This window comes from Streptomyces sp. NPDC031474, assembly GCF_055581185.1.
The window spans coordinates 278,285-293,482 of record NZ_JBVIJX010000005.1 but is presented as its reverse complement, the minus strand read 5'-3'; the positions used below and the strand labels follow the sequence as shown (position 1 = coordinate 293,482).

Genomic DNA, 15,198 nt, shown 5'->3' with positions numbered 1-15,198 from the left:
CTTCACGCCGGATTCTCGCGGCGGAGCCGCCTGCGACGCCCTCGCGCGGCCAGCGCCTGGTGGTACAGATCGTTCACCTGACTGACTGTCTGAGCGATGTCGAACTGCCGGAGGGCAAGTTCACGACCTTGGCCGGCCATGCGCAGACGCGCTGCAGGATCGGCGACCAGCGCGGTCACGGCCTGTGCCAGTGCCGTCGGATCGGCAGGCGGAACCAGCAGGCCGGTGCGGCCGTGCCGGACGGTGTCCGGCAGGCCACCGACCTCGGTTGCCACTACGCCCTTACGCATGAGCAGCGCCTCCACCACGGTGTAGCAGGCGGACTCCTCCATCGACGGGTTCACCAGTACGTCCAGCCCGGCCATGACCGAGCTGATGTCGGACCGGAATCCGGTGAACAGGACCCGGTCGGCGACACCGAGCCGGGTGGCGCGGCGTTCCAACTCGCGCCGGTACTCCCCGTCCCCGACCAGTTCGTCGCCGACGACGAAGAACCTGGCGTCGGGGATGTGTCGCAGGACCAGCGGAACGGCGTCGATGAAGACTTCATGCCCCTTGACACCAACCTGACGGAACGCCCGCGACTTGCTCGGATACATGTACGCGACCATGCCGATGGCCGGCGTGTCGGCGGCGAGCCCGAACTCACGGCGGAACGGCTCCGGCGGGGTTGCCGGATCGAACCGGTGCACGTCGCAGCCGTAATAGCTGACCGCGACCGACCGCGCACCCATGGCCTGGTAACGGCGGGCGATCGCCCGGCAGGATCCGATCACCAGATCGTCCCGCCACAGCGAAAGGCGCTCCAGGATCCAGAAGGGCGCCATCCGTAGATGCACCACTCCCGGAACCTGCGACACGACCAGCGCCGGCCGGTGGGCTGCCGACGCCACTCGGGCCACGAGCTTGGCGATGATCAGATGCGAATGGATGACATCCGGCTTGTACACCCTGACGAACTTCATCAGCCGCCACAGCCCAGCCGTCAGCCCCGGCAGCTGCCTGATCCGACGGGGCAGTCCGAACGGGATGATTTCCACCCGGACACCGGGGATCGAGCGCAGCCGGTCGGCGAGTGGGCCCTCTCGGGGCAGTAGCGCGCACACCTCGTTGCCCAGCTCGGCAAGGCCCCGCACCTGGTCGTGGAACCAGCTCCCCCCGACGGCAGCCGAGCTGATCTGCAGGATGCGCAGGGGCCGCGGGGGCCTCCCGATCTCGGACGTACTCATCGCGCCACCGCCACCGCTGCCGATGCCCGTGCCCGTGCCGGCACCGGTGGCGGTGGCGGTGGCGGTACGTCGGCCTGATCTGGCTTCGCAGCCAGGATGATCAGCATCAGACCGGCCAACAGAGGGGGAACCAGCAGGACCTCGCCGAACAGCGAGCAGACCCCCGCACCGACCATGGCCAGCAGTGCCGCCTCGCCCGCGGGATCACCGGAGCGGATCGCCCGCCACGCCCGGCGCGCGCCGAACACGGCAAGCGAGCCGATGCCGGCCATGCCCACCAGGCCGGTCTGCGAGAGCACTGTCAGGTAGGTGTTGTGCGCGAAACTCAGGGACGGGAGCTGTAGGAGCATGACCTCGTAATCACCGGTGACTTCGTAGTAGGCGGACAGCTCTCTGGCGAAGTTCAGGTATCCGACGCCGAAAGCCGGGTGGTCCTCGAACATCCGCAGGGCGCTGCTCCAGAGGTCGAGCCGTACGGCGGAGTCGGCGTCCATGGTGCCGCCGCCGAGCATCGATCCGAACCGGGCCGCGATCGCGGCGGGCAGCAGCGGCAAGAGGCAGACCGCACCGAAACCCAGGGCCAGGATGCCGCGCATGGATCTGCGGAGGGCATAGGCCGCGACCACCGCGATTCCCGCGAGATAGGCCGCGCGGCTCAGCGAGTACGCAACTCCCAGGGCGAGCACGACGACGCCGGCGCCGGTTGCCAGCCGAGGGAGGCGCCCTCGGACGGCCGGATAGCGACTGAGCAGGACTGCGGCCGCCATGACGAACAGAGCACCCACGGCGTTGTGGTTGGCCGCGGCCTCTTGGGTCATGGCCACAGCGGCGGTGACGGCAGGGGCGAGATCCGTCCTCGTGGCGAAGATGGAGTCGACGTGGACGATCTCGATCACGGCGAGAATCACGCTGCCACAGCAGAACAACAGGAGAGCCCGGTCGAGTACCCGTCCAGGTTCGGCGACCAGTGGCAGCAGAAACAGCGGCGCGCACACCAGCAGCAGGTACTGCCATGTGCTGGCACCCTGCACATCGGTGTCACCGAGCACTATGCCGGCGACCGCCATGTAACCGACCGTGCCGACGGTGGTCAGGACGCCGATCAGCTTCGGCCGCGCGATCCCCCGGCCGCCGGCAACACGGCCCAGCAGGCAGATGAGCATCAGAGCCCCCAGCACGCTTGGGGTGATCAGCGAAGCGCCGACGCCGGACTGCGAGAGCGGAATCGCGGCCGCGAGCACATACAGACCCGCGTCCCGGATCATCAGACAGGCCAGCGCGATGACCACGAGCCCGGCGGCGGGACGGTACACCGTGGCGAGACATGCGGCACCCGCCGCGGTCAGGAGCCCCGCCACGACCATGGGTTCCCTCCGGGCCAGGCCGGACCCCACCGGCCTCGGGCACGCGCTGCGCAGGTGATCACCGACCGTTTTGACCGACCATCGCCCAGCGGACGGGCGCGAAGGGCCGGCCGGTCCCTCCTCGATGGCCGGCTCGGCCGTAAGCCCCTGGCGGGCGCGGACGCCCAGCCGGGCGCCCCGGCCGACGAGCGTCGCGAGCACCAGGTATCCGGCCGAGTCGGCCACGCCGGCACCGACCGCCGCATAGTGGGGTGTCAAGGCCAGGAGCAGCACGATGTTGACGATCGCGCCGAGCGCGGTGGCCGCGATCACCGGCCGGAGCAGGCCGACGGCCGCCAGATACGGCTGGATCGAGCGGGCCGCGCTGAACAGTACGAGGCCTGGGAGCATCGCCCAGATCACCGGCACGGCACCGGAGTAAGGCTGCCCGTAGACCGCTGGGATCAGGAGCGGTGCGGCTGCCGCCGCCGTGGCGGCGGCCAGAGCGGCGGCAGCGAACACGGTCCGTGCAATCCTGGCCGTCGCCCGCGCCTCGACGGCACCCGAAGTAACCGCGGGAAACATCACCAGCCCGACCGCCGTCGGCAGCAGGAGCAGCCCCTCGGCCAAGGGCAGTGCCACCGCGTACGCGGCGACGGCCGTAGCCCCGGCAAGCATGTGGATCAACGGCACGTCCAGACGCAGCATGCCGTATTGGATGAGATCCGGGAGGTAGGTCCTGATGGCAAACCTGCCGAAAGTGTGGGCGGACAGAGGTTCGCCGTCGGCGTGGACGCGGGTGATGGCTGCGATCAGCAGAACCCCGGCGCAGACCAGCTGCCCGGCCAGCGCCGACAGGAAGCAGCTGGCAGGGGTCAGCGATCCCGTGGCGAGCAGGCCGCAGACGCCGGCGAGGTAGCAGGCTGCGGGGACGGTGCTCACGAGGTTGTACATCGCGACCCGGCCACGGCCGATCTCGGCCATGCCGAGCAGCGTGGTCAGCAAGGCCACCGGGCACATGGTGGCCACGACCACCGCAAGCGGGAACGGCACGCCGAGCAGCACGACGGGCCAGAGATGACCGAGCAGCAGCCACAGTCCCGGCAGCACCGAACCGGCAACCAGGGAGAACGCCACGCTCCACCGGACGATCTGCCGGAACGCCGTGTGCGAGGTTCCGGCGAAGCGGGCGTTGGCGTTGTCCACGCCCAGGACCGTGACGACGCTCAGCACGCCGGGGACCGACATCATGACCGCGAACGTGGCCCGGCCCTGCACCCCCAGCTCCCGCGCCGCGATGACGCCCGCCGCGAAGCTCATCGCCGTGGCCAGCACTCGCGTGGCCAGCGTTCCCCCGATCGCCGCCGGACTTACCCCCGGCAGCCGGACGCGGAGACTCTTCGTGATCGACAGCACCAGGGAATGGCCTCCGGAGTCGTGAACGGTGCCGCTGGGGGCGGCGGATGTTCTCGCCGCCTCGGCATGCAGGCACAATGTAGCGGCACATATAGCGGAAAGTAGCGATGTGCGCACGGTGAGTAGTAGGTTTCTCGGCGTCGAGCCGTCACCGCCGGCCTGAAGGTGCCGGCGGCCAGACGGTGCCGGCCGTTGTGCCCGATCAGATGCGCGTCACCGCGCCGTGCCCGGCCGACGAGCCGCCGACGCCTTCGGTGGCGGTGAGGCCGCCGTAAGGATCATCGACGAACTGGCGTCACGGGCCCGGGGCGAGCTCATGCCCAGCCGCCGTCGGGTGGCAGGGCAGCTTCGGTGGAGGTGAGGACATGAGGATCTGGATCTTCAACCACTATGCGGCGCCACCGGACTGCGCCGCCGGCACCCGGCACTACGAGCTGGGCCGGGTGCTGGCGGCCGGGGGGCACGAAGTCACCGTTTTCGCCAGCAGTTTCAGCCACTTCAGCAGACGTGAGGAACGGCTCGCACCTGGCGAGAAAGTGGCCACCCGGACGATCGACGGCGTCCGCTTCGTCTGGGTCCGCACGCCGCCCTACACCAGCAACGGCTACAGCCGCGTGCTGAACATGGTCCACTATGCGGCCCGCGTGCTCTCGGCGCAGCGCGGCCTGAACCGGCCGGATGTGATCGTCGGCTCATCAGTGCACCTGGTCGCGGTGCTCGCCGCCTGGTGGGCGGCCTGCCGCCGCCGTGCCCGCTTCGTCGTCGAGGTGCGTGACCTGTGGCCGCAGACGCTGATCGACATGGGCGCGCTGCGCGCGAACGGGCTGCCTGCCCGGCTGCTCCGGCTGGTCGAGTCCTTCTGCTGCCGGCGCGCTTCCGCCGTGATCTGCCTCCTGCCCGGTGCCGCCGGCTACCTGCAGGCCCGTGGTGTGCCGGCCGACAAGATCCATTATGTGCCGAACGGGATCGCCGACTTCCCCCGGCCGAGGGATCCGGGCCAGCCGGCCGACCCGAACACTGCGGACCCCGGGAACCAGGCCGCCGACCTGATCGACCGGATCAGGCGCTTTCGCGAGGAGGGTTGCCTCACCGCCGGCTACGTCGGCTCGCACGGTCCGGCCAACGGGGTGGCGACCATCGTCGCGGCCGCGGCGGAACTGCGCGCTGCCGGCCGTCCGCGGGTCGCTGTGGTGATGGTCGGCGACGGCCAGGAGAAGGCCGCGTGCGAACAGCTCGCGCACCGGCATGGCCTGGACAACGTGCTGTTCTGGCCGCCAGTGCCGAAGCAGGCCGTGCCGGCCGTGCTGGCCGAGCTGGATGTGACGTTGTTCTGCCTGCGTGATGTCGCGGTCTTCAAGTACGGCCTGAGCAGCAACAAGCTGTTCGACTACTTGGCGTCCGGAAAGCCGGTGCTGTTCGCGAGCAACGCGCCCGGCAGCCCGGTACGCGAGTCCGGCGGCGGCGTGTGCGTGCCCGCCGAGTCGCCGGCGGAGATGGCGGGCGCGCTGGCCGAGTTGGCCGCGATGAGCGAGAGCGAACGGGAGCGAATGGGCGAGCGCGGCCGCCGCTGGGTCTACCGGCATCACGGCATGACCACGCTGGCGGGCGCGTTCCTCACCGCGGTCTCGGAACCGGCGAGGGGCCGGGGGCCGGTGACGGAGGCGGGGCTGTGACGCTGCACATCGTGGGCGCAGGCGGTTTCGGCAGAGAGACGCTGGACGCGGTGCGGGCGACAGCGGCGGCACCCGAGGTGGTCTTCGTGGACGAGCACCCGGCGGCCACCACACTGACCGGCTGTCCGGTGCTGCTGCCCGGGCAGTTGGCTGCGTCTGGCGGGCAGCAGGACGAGTTCGTGGTCGCGATCGCCGACGCGGAGGTGCGCCGCAGACTGGCCCGGCAGTTCGAGGACCGCGGACTGCGAGCGGCGACGGTGATCGACCCGCGGGCGGTTGTCTCCCCCACCGCCAGGATCGGGCGCGGCTGTGTTGTGCTCGGCCAGGCGTTCGTCTCCGCCGGCACCGTCCTCGGCGCACATGTCCAGGTCAACTACCATGCCAGCGTCGGTCACGACACGGTGCTCGAGGATTTCGTGACGATCCTGCCGGGGGCCAATGTCGCCGGCAGCGTGACCGTCGGCGCCGGGTCCACGGTGGGCAGCAACGCCGCCGTGCTGCAGGGCCGTCGGATCGGGCCGTCCGTCATGGTCGGCGCCGCGGCTCTGGTGACCCGCGATGTCGCCGCCGGTCAACTGGTCGTCGGCATCCCCGCCAGAGCCCGCTGATCGGTCCGGTCAGCGGCAACCGGCGGCCTGCGCTGCTCAGCAGGCGCCGATGATCGGCCAGGACCCGGGAGCCCAGATGCTCCGGTTCGATCACAGGATCTGGGTTCAGCACGTCGGCCACCGCTGCCATGTCCTCGCAGCCGCCGCGACGCCTGGTGGGTCACCGCCGCCCGCAGGGTGCCGGCACGGCGGTGACCAGGCCGCAGACAGATGTGTGATCGGCGGTCAGCGGGGGGCACCGACAGGCATCAGCTGGGCCGGGGCACTCGGTGACGCCGTTGCCCGGCCGACAGCGGCAGTCACCGCGTCAGCGATCTCGGCCACCTCCGCCTCGGTCAGCCGGTGGTGCACCGGCAGCGAGAGCATCGCCTGAGCGACGGCCTCGGTCACCGGCAGTGCCGCGGCGAGCCCGCTGCCGCCGTCCCGCTCGGCGAAGACCGGCTGCTGGTGTACCGGCGGGAAGTAGATCCGTGCCTCGATGCCCTGGTCCAGCAGGTCCGCGAGCACATGGTCGCGGATGCCGGGAAGCAGGCAGGTGTAGAGCGCCCAGGTGCCCCGCGCATCGGGCACCTGATGCGGCGTGGTCAGGCCGGGGAGCCCGGTCAGCCGCCGGGTCAGCGATCCCGCGACCAGCTGTTTGCGCCCCAGGATGCCATCCAGCTTGCGCAGCTGCACCCGGCCGATCGCGGCCTGCATCTCGGTCAGCCGCCAGTTGTAGCCAAGGCTCTCGTGCTGGTACAGCCCGCTCTGACCGTGGTTGCGGAGGAGTTTCAGCCGCTCCGCGACGCCCGGGTCGTTGGTCAGCACCATGCCGCCCTCACCGGTTGTGATGTTCTTGGCGGGGGTGAAGCTGAACATGGCCGACCGTCCGAAGGCGCCGACCGGTCTGCCCCGGTACTCGGCGCCTGCTGCCTGCGCGGCGTCCTCCAGCAGCGGCACGCCGGCCTCGGCACATACCCGCGCCAGCCCGTCGAGGTCACCGGGCTGCCCGGCGTAGTGCACGGTCATGACCGCCCGGGTGGCCTGGGTGATCCGGGCCGCGACCGATGCCGGATCGAGGTTGAACGTCCGTGGGTCGATGTCGGCGAACACCGGGGTGGCCCCGACGTGGCACACCGATGTCGCGGTGGCGACGAAGGTCATCGACGGGACGATCACCTCGTCGCCGGGTCCGATGCCCTCGGCGAGCAACATCGCGTTCAGCGCGGCCGTGCCGGTGCAGAACGTCACACCGAACCGCGCCTGATGCCGGTCGGCGAACTCCTGTGCGAAGGCCTCGTTCTCCGCGCCGTTGGTGAGAACACCGCTGCGCAGGACCCTTCGTACCACCTCCCATTCCTCCTCACCGAGGTCGGGACTTGCAAGCCGGATCCGGACGTTGCTGTCAGGCACCTGAGAGCACCCTTTCTGGTCTGCTGGCGATCGGATCGTTGTCGTGGCCGACGGTGGCTCCGCCCTTGGCCAGGACCGTCCAGACAGTGAGGAACAAGATGCCCAGGTCGAGCCAGAAGCTCTGGCGGCGGACGTAACGCAGATCCCACTCGATGCGCTCCGGCCAGCTCAGGCACTGTCGCCCGTGCACTTGCGCCAGGCCGGTCAGGCCGGGGGTGGCCAGCAGCCGTAGCCGTTGACGACCGGTGTACCGGCGTACCTGGTAGGGCAGCGTCGGTCGAGGCCCCACCAGGCTCATCTCTCCGCGCAAGACATTGACCAGCTGGGGCAACTCGTCAAGGGACATACGGCGCAGCACCCGTCCGACCGCGGTCACCCGGGCCGGATCGGCGTCACCTGGTCTCTCCGAGCCGCACGGAACATTGCGCATCGTACGCAGTTTCAGCAGGACGAACGGCCGGCTGTCGCGGCCGACCCGCTGCTGCCGGAACAGGACGGGTCTGCCGTGCGCGAGCAGGTGCGCCAGCGCGGCGATCGCGCAGAGCAGCGCGGCCGGCACGATGATCAGGCTGACCCCGACCAGGTCCAACATCCGCTTGCCGCGGTACGACCTACGGCGCGGCACCTGGTTGCCGACCTCGGCGTCGCCGGGAAGCGCGGTGGGCGCCTCCGCAGCCAACGAGCCTGCCCGGTACCGGCCCGGCACGGGCGAGGCGGTCATGTGCTGGCCTCCGCTCTTCCGGGCTGGCCGTGCAGCACAGGCAGGCAGGCAGGCTGCCCAGGGCCGGGCGCGGCGGCGAGGAGCGCCAGGGCGGCGCGTACCTCGTCGGGATCGGTGAGGTGACCGATACCGGTGATCTCACCGGCATCGAGTGCGGGCACCGGCACCTGTCTGACCAGCGGATGCCTCGGCCGATGGTCCGGTTCCCCACGGCCCAGCAAGTCCTCGATCAGCTTTTCGCCGGGCCGCAGCCCGGTGAAGACGATCTCGACGCGCCGCGATGCCGCGGCGGCCATACGGCGGGCGAGGTCGACGATGCGGACCTGGTCTCCCATGTCGAGGACGAGGACCTCACCACTCTCCCCGACGGCCACGGCCTGCAGCACCAGTTGGACGGCTTCAGTGGCTGTCATGAAGTAGCGAGCGACCTGCGGGTGAGTCACGGTGATCGGGCCGCCCGCAGCGATCTGCGCGGACAGCGAGCCGAGCAGCGAACCCCGGCTGCCCAGGACGTTGCCGAACCTGACAGACACCCAGGTCCCAGGGAATTCTCCGGCCATGTGCGCGGTGAGTCGCTCGGTGATCCGCTTGGATGTGCCGAGGACGCTCGCCGGGTCGGCCGCCTTGTCGGTGGAGACGTTCACGAACGACCGCACACCGCAGGCCGCAGCCGCTTGCAGCACGTTCAGCGTGCCGGTCACGTTCGTCTTCAGCGCCTCGCGCGGATACCGCTCGAGCAGCGGAAGATGTTTCACGGCCGCCGTGTGGAACACGATCTCCGGGCGAGTGTGCGCGAAGACCTCGCTGATGCGGGCGGCATCTGTGATGTCGGCGAGCACGACCTCGTCGGAATCGAGCAGTGCACGGCCGTGCAGCGCGAGCTGGATCGCGTGCAGCGCTGATTCGTCCCGGTCGAGCATCACCAGCGAAGCGGGACCCAACCGGTGCAACTGGCGGCACAGCTCCGAACCGATCGAGCCGCCGGCGCCGGTGACAAGGATGCGGCGTCCGGCGAAATGACCGGCAAGCGCCGTCAGGTCCAGACGGATCGGTTCGCGCCCCAGGAACTGGGTGATCCGCGGGTCGCGGACGTCGTCGATCCGCGCCGGTCCGGCGACCAGCTCCTCGACGCGCGGGATCACCTTGGTGATCAGGCCGATCGACTCGGCCCGTGTGATCAACTCACGGATCACCTGGCCGTCACGGCACCCGTCGGCAATGGCGACGACCATGACCGTCGCCCCGGTCTCCGCAGCGACCTCGGCGAGCCGCTCCCGTCCGCCGCGCACTCGGATACCGCAGATCCGCAGTCGGCGCTTGCCGGGGTCGTCGTCCAGTAGGGCAACCGGTTGGTACTGCGCGCCAGGCTGACCGGTCAGCCGCTGCACCAGTTGCGTTCCGGCGCTGCCCGCGCCGAACACAATCACCTTGACGGCGTTCGGGGCAGGCCGTCTCGGCCTGCGCTGGATGGCCGCGACTGCGGCCCGCACGGTGATCGTGGCGAGCACGCCCATCAGCACGGCGAGGTCGGCCGTGGCCGGTCTGCCGCCCACCAGGGGGAGCTCTGCCAGGTAGATGCCCTCCAGGAGCAGCGCGGTCAGCCCGGCGGAGACCAGCGCCGCCCTCAACTCCGCGCCGGTCTCTGCCTGATAGCGCCCGGAGTAGAGCCCACAGACAGTCCCGGCCAATACCGCTGCCATTCCTGTGACACCGCAGACGATGACCAGATCGACGGGTCCTACGAGCGGGTCGGAAGCGTCGTGGCTGGTCAGGTCGGCGATCAACAGGCCGCATGTCCAGGCGATCGCGTCTATGGTGGCTCGCACCACCGGTCGGCGATACCGAGCGAAAACGCCAGACCGACCGCTCGGCCGTGCCTGCGTTTCCTGTGCGGTTTGGAGAACGGCCGGTTGAATCGCTGTCAGCTTTTCGTTGCTGGCACATTGCCCACGCAAGGTGAACCCCGATCAGCAGGATGTCAATTGCCCGGGATCTATTTGGACATTTCGCTGACGGCCTGTCCAAAGACGCTACCGCGTCCTTTTGGGTGGTCATCAAAGTTCTTCGTCCTCGCGGACCTGCTTCTCGCGTGGGCTCTTCGTGTTCGCTCAACATGCACAGCCAGCGAGAATCCGACTCGGACGGTCGGACTACTTCGCGCACGGTTGGACAAGCACCTTGGTCGTCTGCGGCCGCGCCAACGGCTGCACCGGGACCACGGGGGTGCGCTCCGAAGCCGGTTCCAGCAGACGAACATCCACCTCTCGTGTCTGACCGGGCAGGAGTTCCACCTGTGCGCCCACTACCAGGTGACCGCGCTCCTCGGTCGACGACAGCAGAAGCCGCTGTCCGTCCAGGGTCGCGCCGGTGAACCGCGCACCGGAGCTGGCGTACAGGGAAAGCCAGATCCGTGTGGACCCCGGCGGGTGCGGGTGCTCGGGATCGTCGGAGCGGAGAGTGACCAAGGCAGGCAGACCCGCGGCGGGAGCGGAATTGGTCAGCCTCATCCGCACCACGCTGGGACGGGAACCGCCTTCGCAAGGACCGAGTTCGTAGGTCAGCGAACGTCCCAGATAGTAATCCATCTTGTTGCCCGCGAAATTGTTGACCACGAGATGAGCGAAGGGTCCTGTTGCCTCGGGAACTTCGCCCGCCAGCCCGGCTTCTTCCAACGCCGACTCGGTGGAGGCATCTCTGCTCCACATGCGCAGTCTGCCGTCATCGGCGTTCTGCCGCAGGGCCTGGAAGAGGGCCATGGAATCGGGGTGGTGATTCAGCAGGGCGGTAGCCACGGACTGCGCGACCTGCACCAGGAAACGTTTGCGTTCGATGTTGTTGTACGACGCGTAGAGGGTGCTCTCCGTGAGCTCTACAGTGTTCGCCGCCGTCAGCCGTTTTCCGTCCGGAAGTTGGACCGGTCCCGTGGCTTTGAGGACATGGGCGAGTCCGACGGGATCGGTCGCGATGGCCCCATCGAGTCGCTGTCCCGTGTGCCGCTGCCACAGTCCCACCCAGATCTGCGCCGCAAAAGGAAAATGAGCGGACAGATTCGAATTGGCCAGCCCCTGTGTGCTCTCAGCAGGTCCGTAGCGACCTTCGAACGCCGGTCCGAAGTCCGCCACGGGAGTGTTGGTATTCGGCAGCATTCCATCCGAGGCGAAGTCGTGCAAAGTGATGCGGCCACGGTCGGCGGTCAGGATGCCGAAGGTGCCAACGAGCCCACCGGTGCCCCGGGCCTCGGCATTGTTCTGGAAGGCAAAGAAGTAGGAGCGTGGTCCCGAGGCGCCCAGAACGGGCATCAGCAGCCGCGTCGTCGACTCCGCCTTGGAGACCGAGTCGGAAAGGCTCGCCACTTGGTCGGACAGCCGCTGCCGTGCCGTATCAAGGCGACGGATCGCCGTCGAACCGGGTAGGCCACTCAATCCCTTCTGGATTCCGGTCAGTTGCCGGTGCACATTCCCCAGCAGGTCCGTGGCCGCCGAAAGCCTGCGGAGGTCGACACGATCATTGTGCACAATCTGGCCGGACGAGAGCATCTGGTGCAGTCGCACCGCCTCCGGCAGCACTCCGGTGGCCATCTCGTCGGCGGCGACACTCAGCCCCCGGGCAGAGCGGAGCAGTGGGCTCATCAGTGGGAGTTTCTCGGCTACGCCCCACACCGGCGTGGCGGCCGCCCTCCGGGCGACCGCTGTGTGTTTCTGGATGGAGCCCAGCGCCTCGGCCGAGGGCCGGCGATGCCGGACCATGTCCGTACGGATTCGGTCGGTCGCCACCTGGGCCGCGACAAGATTGCTCTGGACCGCGCGGACCTCCCACCATAGGCAACCGGCCGACGCTACGGACAACAGGCCGCCAACTGCCGCAATCCACAGGATTGCCCTGCGATGGCGGCGCGGGACCAGCACCGCCACGCATGCCCGCGCACTCTTTCTGCCTCGCTCAAAGGCCCACCTGTCCGGTTGTTCAGCAGGCTCCCTCTCCCCAGCGTCCTTCAGGCCGTACGTCGGGTCCTTCCCTGCCGTCATCGCCCACCCATGAATCGAAGGGGTTCGTTTCCACCAGAACAGAGCACGTGGGTTACATCAGTAATGACAGTCACGACTCGTTGCAAACGTCATCGCGTCAGGGGACCGGAAACTGGATCCAAATGGCTTAACCATGAACATTTATGACGTGCCGTGAGCTTGCTGTCGGTCTCTTTCGTGGTGGCGGTGTGACGCCATGCGACGCCTCCGGGCACCGTGCGCGCTGGGCGAGACTGGCTCCCATGACAGTTGACGCTCTGACAGACGTCGTCGGCTTGCGCGTGGGACACGCCACGCGCACCGGCGACGGTTGGCTCACCGGCACCACGGTCGTCCTCGCGCCGGAGGGCGGCGCCGTGGCCGCCGTGGACGTACGCGGCGGCGGTCCCGGCACGAAGGAGACCGACGCCCTGGATCCACGCAACCTGGTGCAGCGGGTCGAGGCGGTCGTGCTGACCGGGGGCAGCGCCTACGGGCTCGACGCGGCGTCCGGCGTGATGGCCTGGCTGGAAGAGCAGGGGCGCGGGGTGCCCGTGGGGCCCGACCCCGCGCACGTCGTGCCGGTGGTGCCCGCCGCCTGCGTCTTCGACCTGGGCCGGGGCGGCGACTTCCGGGCCCGGCCGGACGCGGCCACCGGCCGGGCGGCGGTTGAGGCGGCCGCGGCGAGCGAGCCTGGCGCGCGGGTGCGGGAGGGATGCGTGGGCGCCGGGACGGGGGCGGCGGTCGGCCCGATGAAGGGCGGGGTCGGCACCGCCGCCGTCCTCCTCGACTCGGGGATCACGGTGGCCGCGCTGGTGGTGGCCAATGCCGTGGGGTCGGTGCTGGATCCCGAAACAGGGGTGCTGTACGGGGAGTTGTTCCAGGGGCGCGTGACATACCCGGAGACGCAGGTGCACGATGCCGCACGTCGGCGGCTTGCCGAGAGCGCGGCGAGGAACGCGTCGCCGCTGCTCAACACCACGCTCGCGGTGGTCGCCACCGACGCGGACCTGTCGAAGGCGCAGGCGCAGAAGCTCGCGGGCACAGCGCACGACGGGATCGCACGCGCCGTGCGGCCGGTCCACATGCTCAACGACGGGGACACGGTGTTCTCCCTGGCGACGGGCGCCCGACCACTCGATCCCGCCCACCCGCTCGCCCTGAACGACATCCTCGCGGCAGGTGCGGACATGGTGACCCGCGCGATCGTACGAGCCGTCCGCGCCGCCGAGTCGGTGGACGGGCCGGGCGGCCTGTGGCCCTCCTACGAGGAGTTGTACGGGGGCCGGTGACGTGCCGCGGGTCCAGGGCGACTCCGACTCGCGAAGGGAGCAGGAAGGCGGGCGGGAAGGTGGATTGTCCCGGTTCTGTCACGCGATGGTGCCAAGGGACGGCGGAGGGAACCTCACGGGCGGTCGGGTCCCTCCTTGTCCACGTACTCCACGTACTCCACGTACCGGAGCGGATCACTCACCTCACATGAAGCTGGAGCAGCCCGTGACAACGGCGGACAAAGCAGCGCGGCGTGCACTGGGAGCCTGTGCCGTCCTGGTGGTCGGCGCCCTGACCCTGACCGCCTGCGGGGGCAGCGCCACCGCCAAGGACGACGGCGGCAAGGACGGCAAGAGCTCCACCAAGACGTCCACGGCGAAGATCGCCATCTCGGCGCAGGACGGCTCGACAGGCGCGTCGATCAACGCGACCGGTGTGAAGGTGAGCGACGGCCGGCTCACCGAGGTGAAGATGACGGTGGCCGGGTCGGGACAGGCCGTCGAGGGCTCCCTGTCGGCCGACGGCAGCAGCTGGAAGCCGAAGGAGCAGCTGGAGCGCGGGACGAAGTATCAGATATCGGCGATCGCGAAGGACGCGAGTGGCAAGACCGCCGCCGCCAACTCCATCTTCACCACGGTCACTTCGGCCAACAGCTTCATCGGGACGTACACGCCGGACAATGGCACGACGGTCGGCGTGGGGATGCCGGTGTCGTTCACCTTCGACAAGGTCATCGGCGACAAGAAGGCCGTGCAGTCGCACATCACGGTCACCTCCAGCAGCGGTCAGCAGGTGGTCGGGCACTGGTTCGGGGCGCAGCGGCTCGACTTCCGGCCCGAGGAGTACTGGAAGGCCGGCTCCAAGGTCACGATGAAGATCGACCTGGATGGCGTCGAGGGCGCGAACGGTGTCTTCGGGGTGCAGAAGAAGACGGTCACGTTCACCGTCGGGCGGTCCCAGGTGTCCACGGTCGACGTGAACACGCAGACCATGACCGTGGTGCGGGACGGGCAGACCCTGAAGACGATTCCAATCTCGTCGGGCAGCCCGGAGCACACCACGTACAACGGGCAGATGGTGATCTCCGAGAAGTTCACGCAGACCCGCATGAACAGCCGGACGGTCAACCTGGGCGGCGAGTACGACATCCCGGACGTGCCACACGCGATGCGTCTGACGACGTCCGGCACGTTCATCCACGGCAACTACTGGTACAACCAGGGCAATCCGCCCTTCGGCCGCACCGGCACCAGCCACGGCTGCGTCGGGCTCGCGGATGTGCGGGGCGCGCAGGGCAACACGCCCGCCAAGTGGTTCTACGACAACTCGCTGATCGGCGATGTCGTGATCGTCAAGAACTCCCCGGACAAAACGGTGGCCCCGGACAACGGGCTGAACGGCTGGAACATGTCGTGGGCCGAGTGGACCGCGGGGAGCGCGGGCAGCACCGGGAGCGCGGGCTGAGCGCCCGGTAGGCGGAGATCGCCGGGAACGCCGTCTGACCGGCGGTTTCTGTCAGGTCGCCGGGCCGCGCGGGAAC

The 15,198-nt window shown here is 69.2% G+C and carries 10 protein-coding genes; 4 read left to right on the top strand and 6 right to left on the bottom strand.

The window, feature by feature from the left end; all coding sequences use genetic code 11:
* Positions 1 to 2: 2 nt before the first annotated feature.
* Complete coding sequence (locus ACZ5SK_RS12030) at positions 3 to 1,229, bottom strand: glycosyltransferase family 4 protein (protein WP_334579266.1); 1,227 nt, start codon at positions 1,227 to 1,229, stop codon at positions 3 to 5.
* Positions 1,226 to 3,988, bottom strand: a complete 2,763-nt coding sequence (locus ACZ5SK_RS12025) for an O-antigen ligase family protein (RefSeq protein WP_468575902.1) — start codon at positions 3,986 to 3,988, stop codon at positions 1,226 to 1,228. The genes ACZ5SK_RS12030 and ACZ5SK_RS12025 overlap by 4 nt, the downstream gene beginning before the upstream one ends.
* 365 nt (positions 3,989 to 4,353) lie before the next feature.
* Between ACZ5SK_RS12025 and ACZ5SK_RS12020 the strand changes: the two genes are divergently transcribed.
* Positions 4,354 to 5,661: a glycosyltransferase family 4 protein gene (locus ACZ5SK_RS12020; RefSeq protein WP_334579264.1), complete on the top strand. Its 1,308-nt coding sequence runs from the start codon at positions 4,354 to 4,356 to the stop codon at positions 5,659 to 5,661.
* On the top strand, positions 5,658 to 6,269 hold the full coding sequence (locus ACZ5SK_RS12015; protein ID WP_468575900.1) for an acetyltransferase: 612 nt from the start codon (positions 5,658 to 5,660) through the stop codon (positions 6,267 to 6,269). Before ACZ5SK_RS12020 ends, ACZ5SK_RS12015 begins: the two co-directional genes overlap by 4 nt.
* A 225-nt stretch (positions 6,270 to 6,494) precedes the next feature.
* Here the strand turns inward: ACZ5SK_RS12015 and ACZ5SK_RS12010 are convergent, their stop codons facing one another.
* From ACZ5SK_RS12010 to ACZ5SK_RS11995, 4 genes are all read right to left on the bottom strand, one after another.
* Positions 6,495 to 7,661, bottom strand: a complete 1,167-nt coding sequence (locus ACZ5SK_RS12010) for a DegT/DnrJ/EryC1/StrS family aminotransferase (protein WP_334579262.1) — start codon at positions 7,659 to 7,661, stop codon at positions 6,495 to 6,497.
* Positions 7,654 to 8,382 carry a sugar transferase gene (locus ACZ5SK_RS12005; protein WP_468575899.1) on the bottom strand — a complete coding sequence of 243 codons (729 nt, stop codon included), beginning with the start codon at positions 8,380 to 8,382 and terminating at the stop codon, positions 7,654 to 7,656. Before ACZ5SK_RS12005 ends, ACZ5SK_RS12010 begins: the two co-directional genes overlap by 8 nt.
* The gene (locus ACZ5SK_RS12000; protein WP_334579260.1) at positions 8,379 to 10,211 is read right to left on the bottom strand and encodes an SDR family NAD(P)-dependent oxidoreductase; all 1,833 of its coding nucleotides are present in this window, start codon (positions 10,209 to 10,211) and stop codon (positions 8,379 to 8,381) included. Before ACZ5SK_RS12000 ends, ACZ5SK_RS12005 begins: the two co-directional genes overlap by 4 nt.
* Positions 10,212 to 10,532: 321 nt before the next feature.
* Complete coding sequence (locus tag ACZ5SK_RS11995; RefSeq protein ID WP_334579259.1) at positions 10,533 to 12,293, bottom strand: DUF4012 domain-containing protein; 1,761 nt, start codon at positions 12,291 to 12,293, stop codon at positions 10,533 to 10,535.
* Positions 12,294 to 12,649: 356 nt separating this feature from the next.
* On the opposite strand from ACZ5SK_RS11995, the gene ACZ5SK_RS11990 reads away from it, so the two are divergent.
* Both ACZ5SK_RS11990 and ACZ5SK_RS11985 read left to right on the top strand, forming a co-directional pair.
* On the top strand, positions 12,650 to 13,678 hold the full coding sequence (locus ACZ5SK_RS11990; RefSeq protein ID WP_468575897.1) for a P1 family peptidase: 1,029 nt from the start codon (positions 12,650 to 12,652) through the stop codon (positions 13,676 to 13,678).
* A 205-nt stretch (positions 13,679 to 13,883) separates the two neighbouring features.
* Positions 13,884 to 15,122 carry a L,D-transpeptidase gene (locus ACZ5SK_RS11985; protein ID WP_334579257.1) on the top strand — a complete coding sequence of 413 codons (1,239 nt, stop codon included), beginning with the start codon at positions 13,884 to 13,886 and terminating at the stop codon, positions 15,120 to 15,122.
* Positions 15,123 to 15,198 lie beyond the last annotated feature (76 nt).

Coding starts and splice junctions, on each gene's coding strand:
- ACZ5SK_RS12030 (WP_334579266.1), bottom strand. CDS start 1,229: ATGAGTACGTCCGAGATCGGGAGGCCCCCGCGGCCCCTGCGCATCCTG.
- ACZ5SK_RS12020 (WP_334579264.1), top strand. CDS start 4,354: ATGAGGATCTGGATCTTCAACCACTATGCGGCGCCACCGGACTGCGCC.
- ACZ5SK_RS12005 (WP_468575899.1), bottom strand. CDS start 8,382: ATGACCGCCTCGCCCGTGCCGGGCCGGTACCGGGCAGGCTCGTTGGCT.
- ACZ5SK_RS11990 (WP_468575897.1), top strand. CDS start 12,650: ATGACAGTTGACGCTCTGACAGACGTCGTCGGCTTGCGCGTGGGACAC.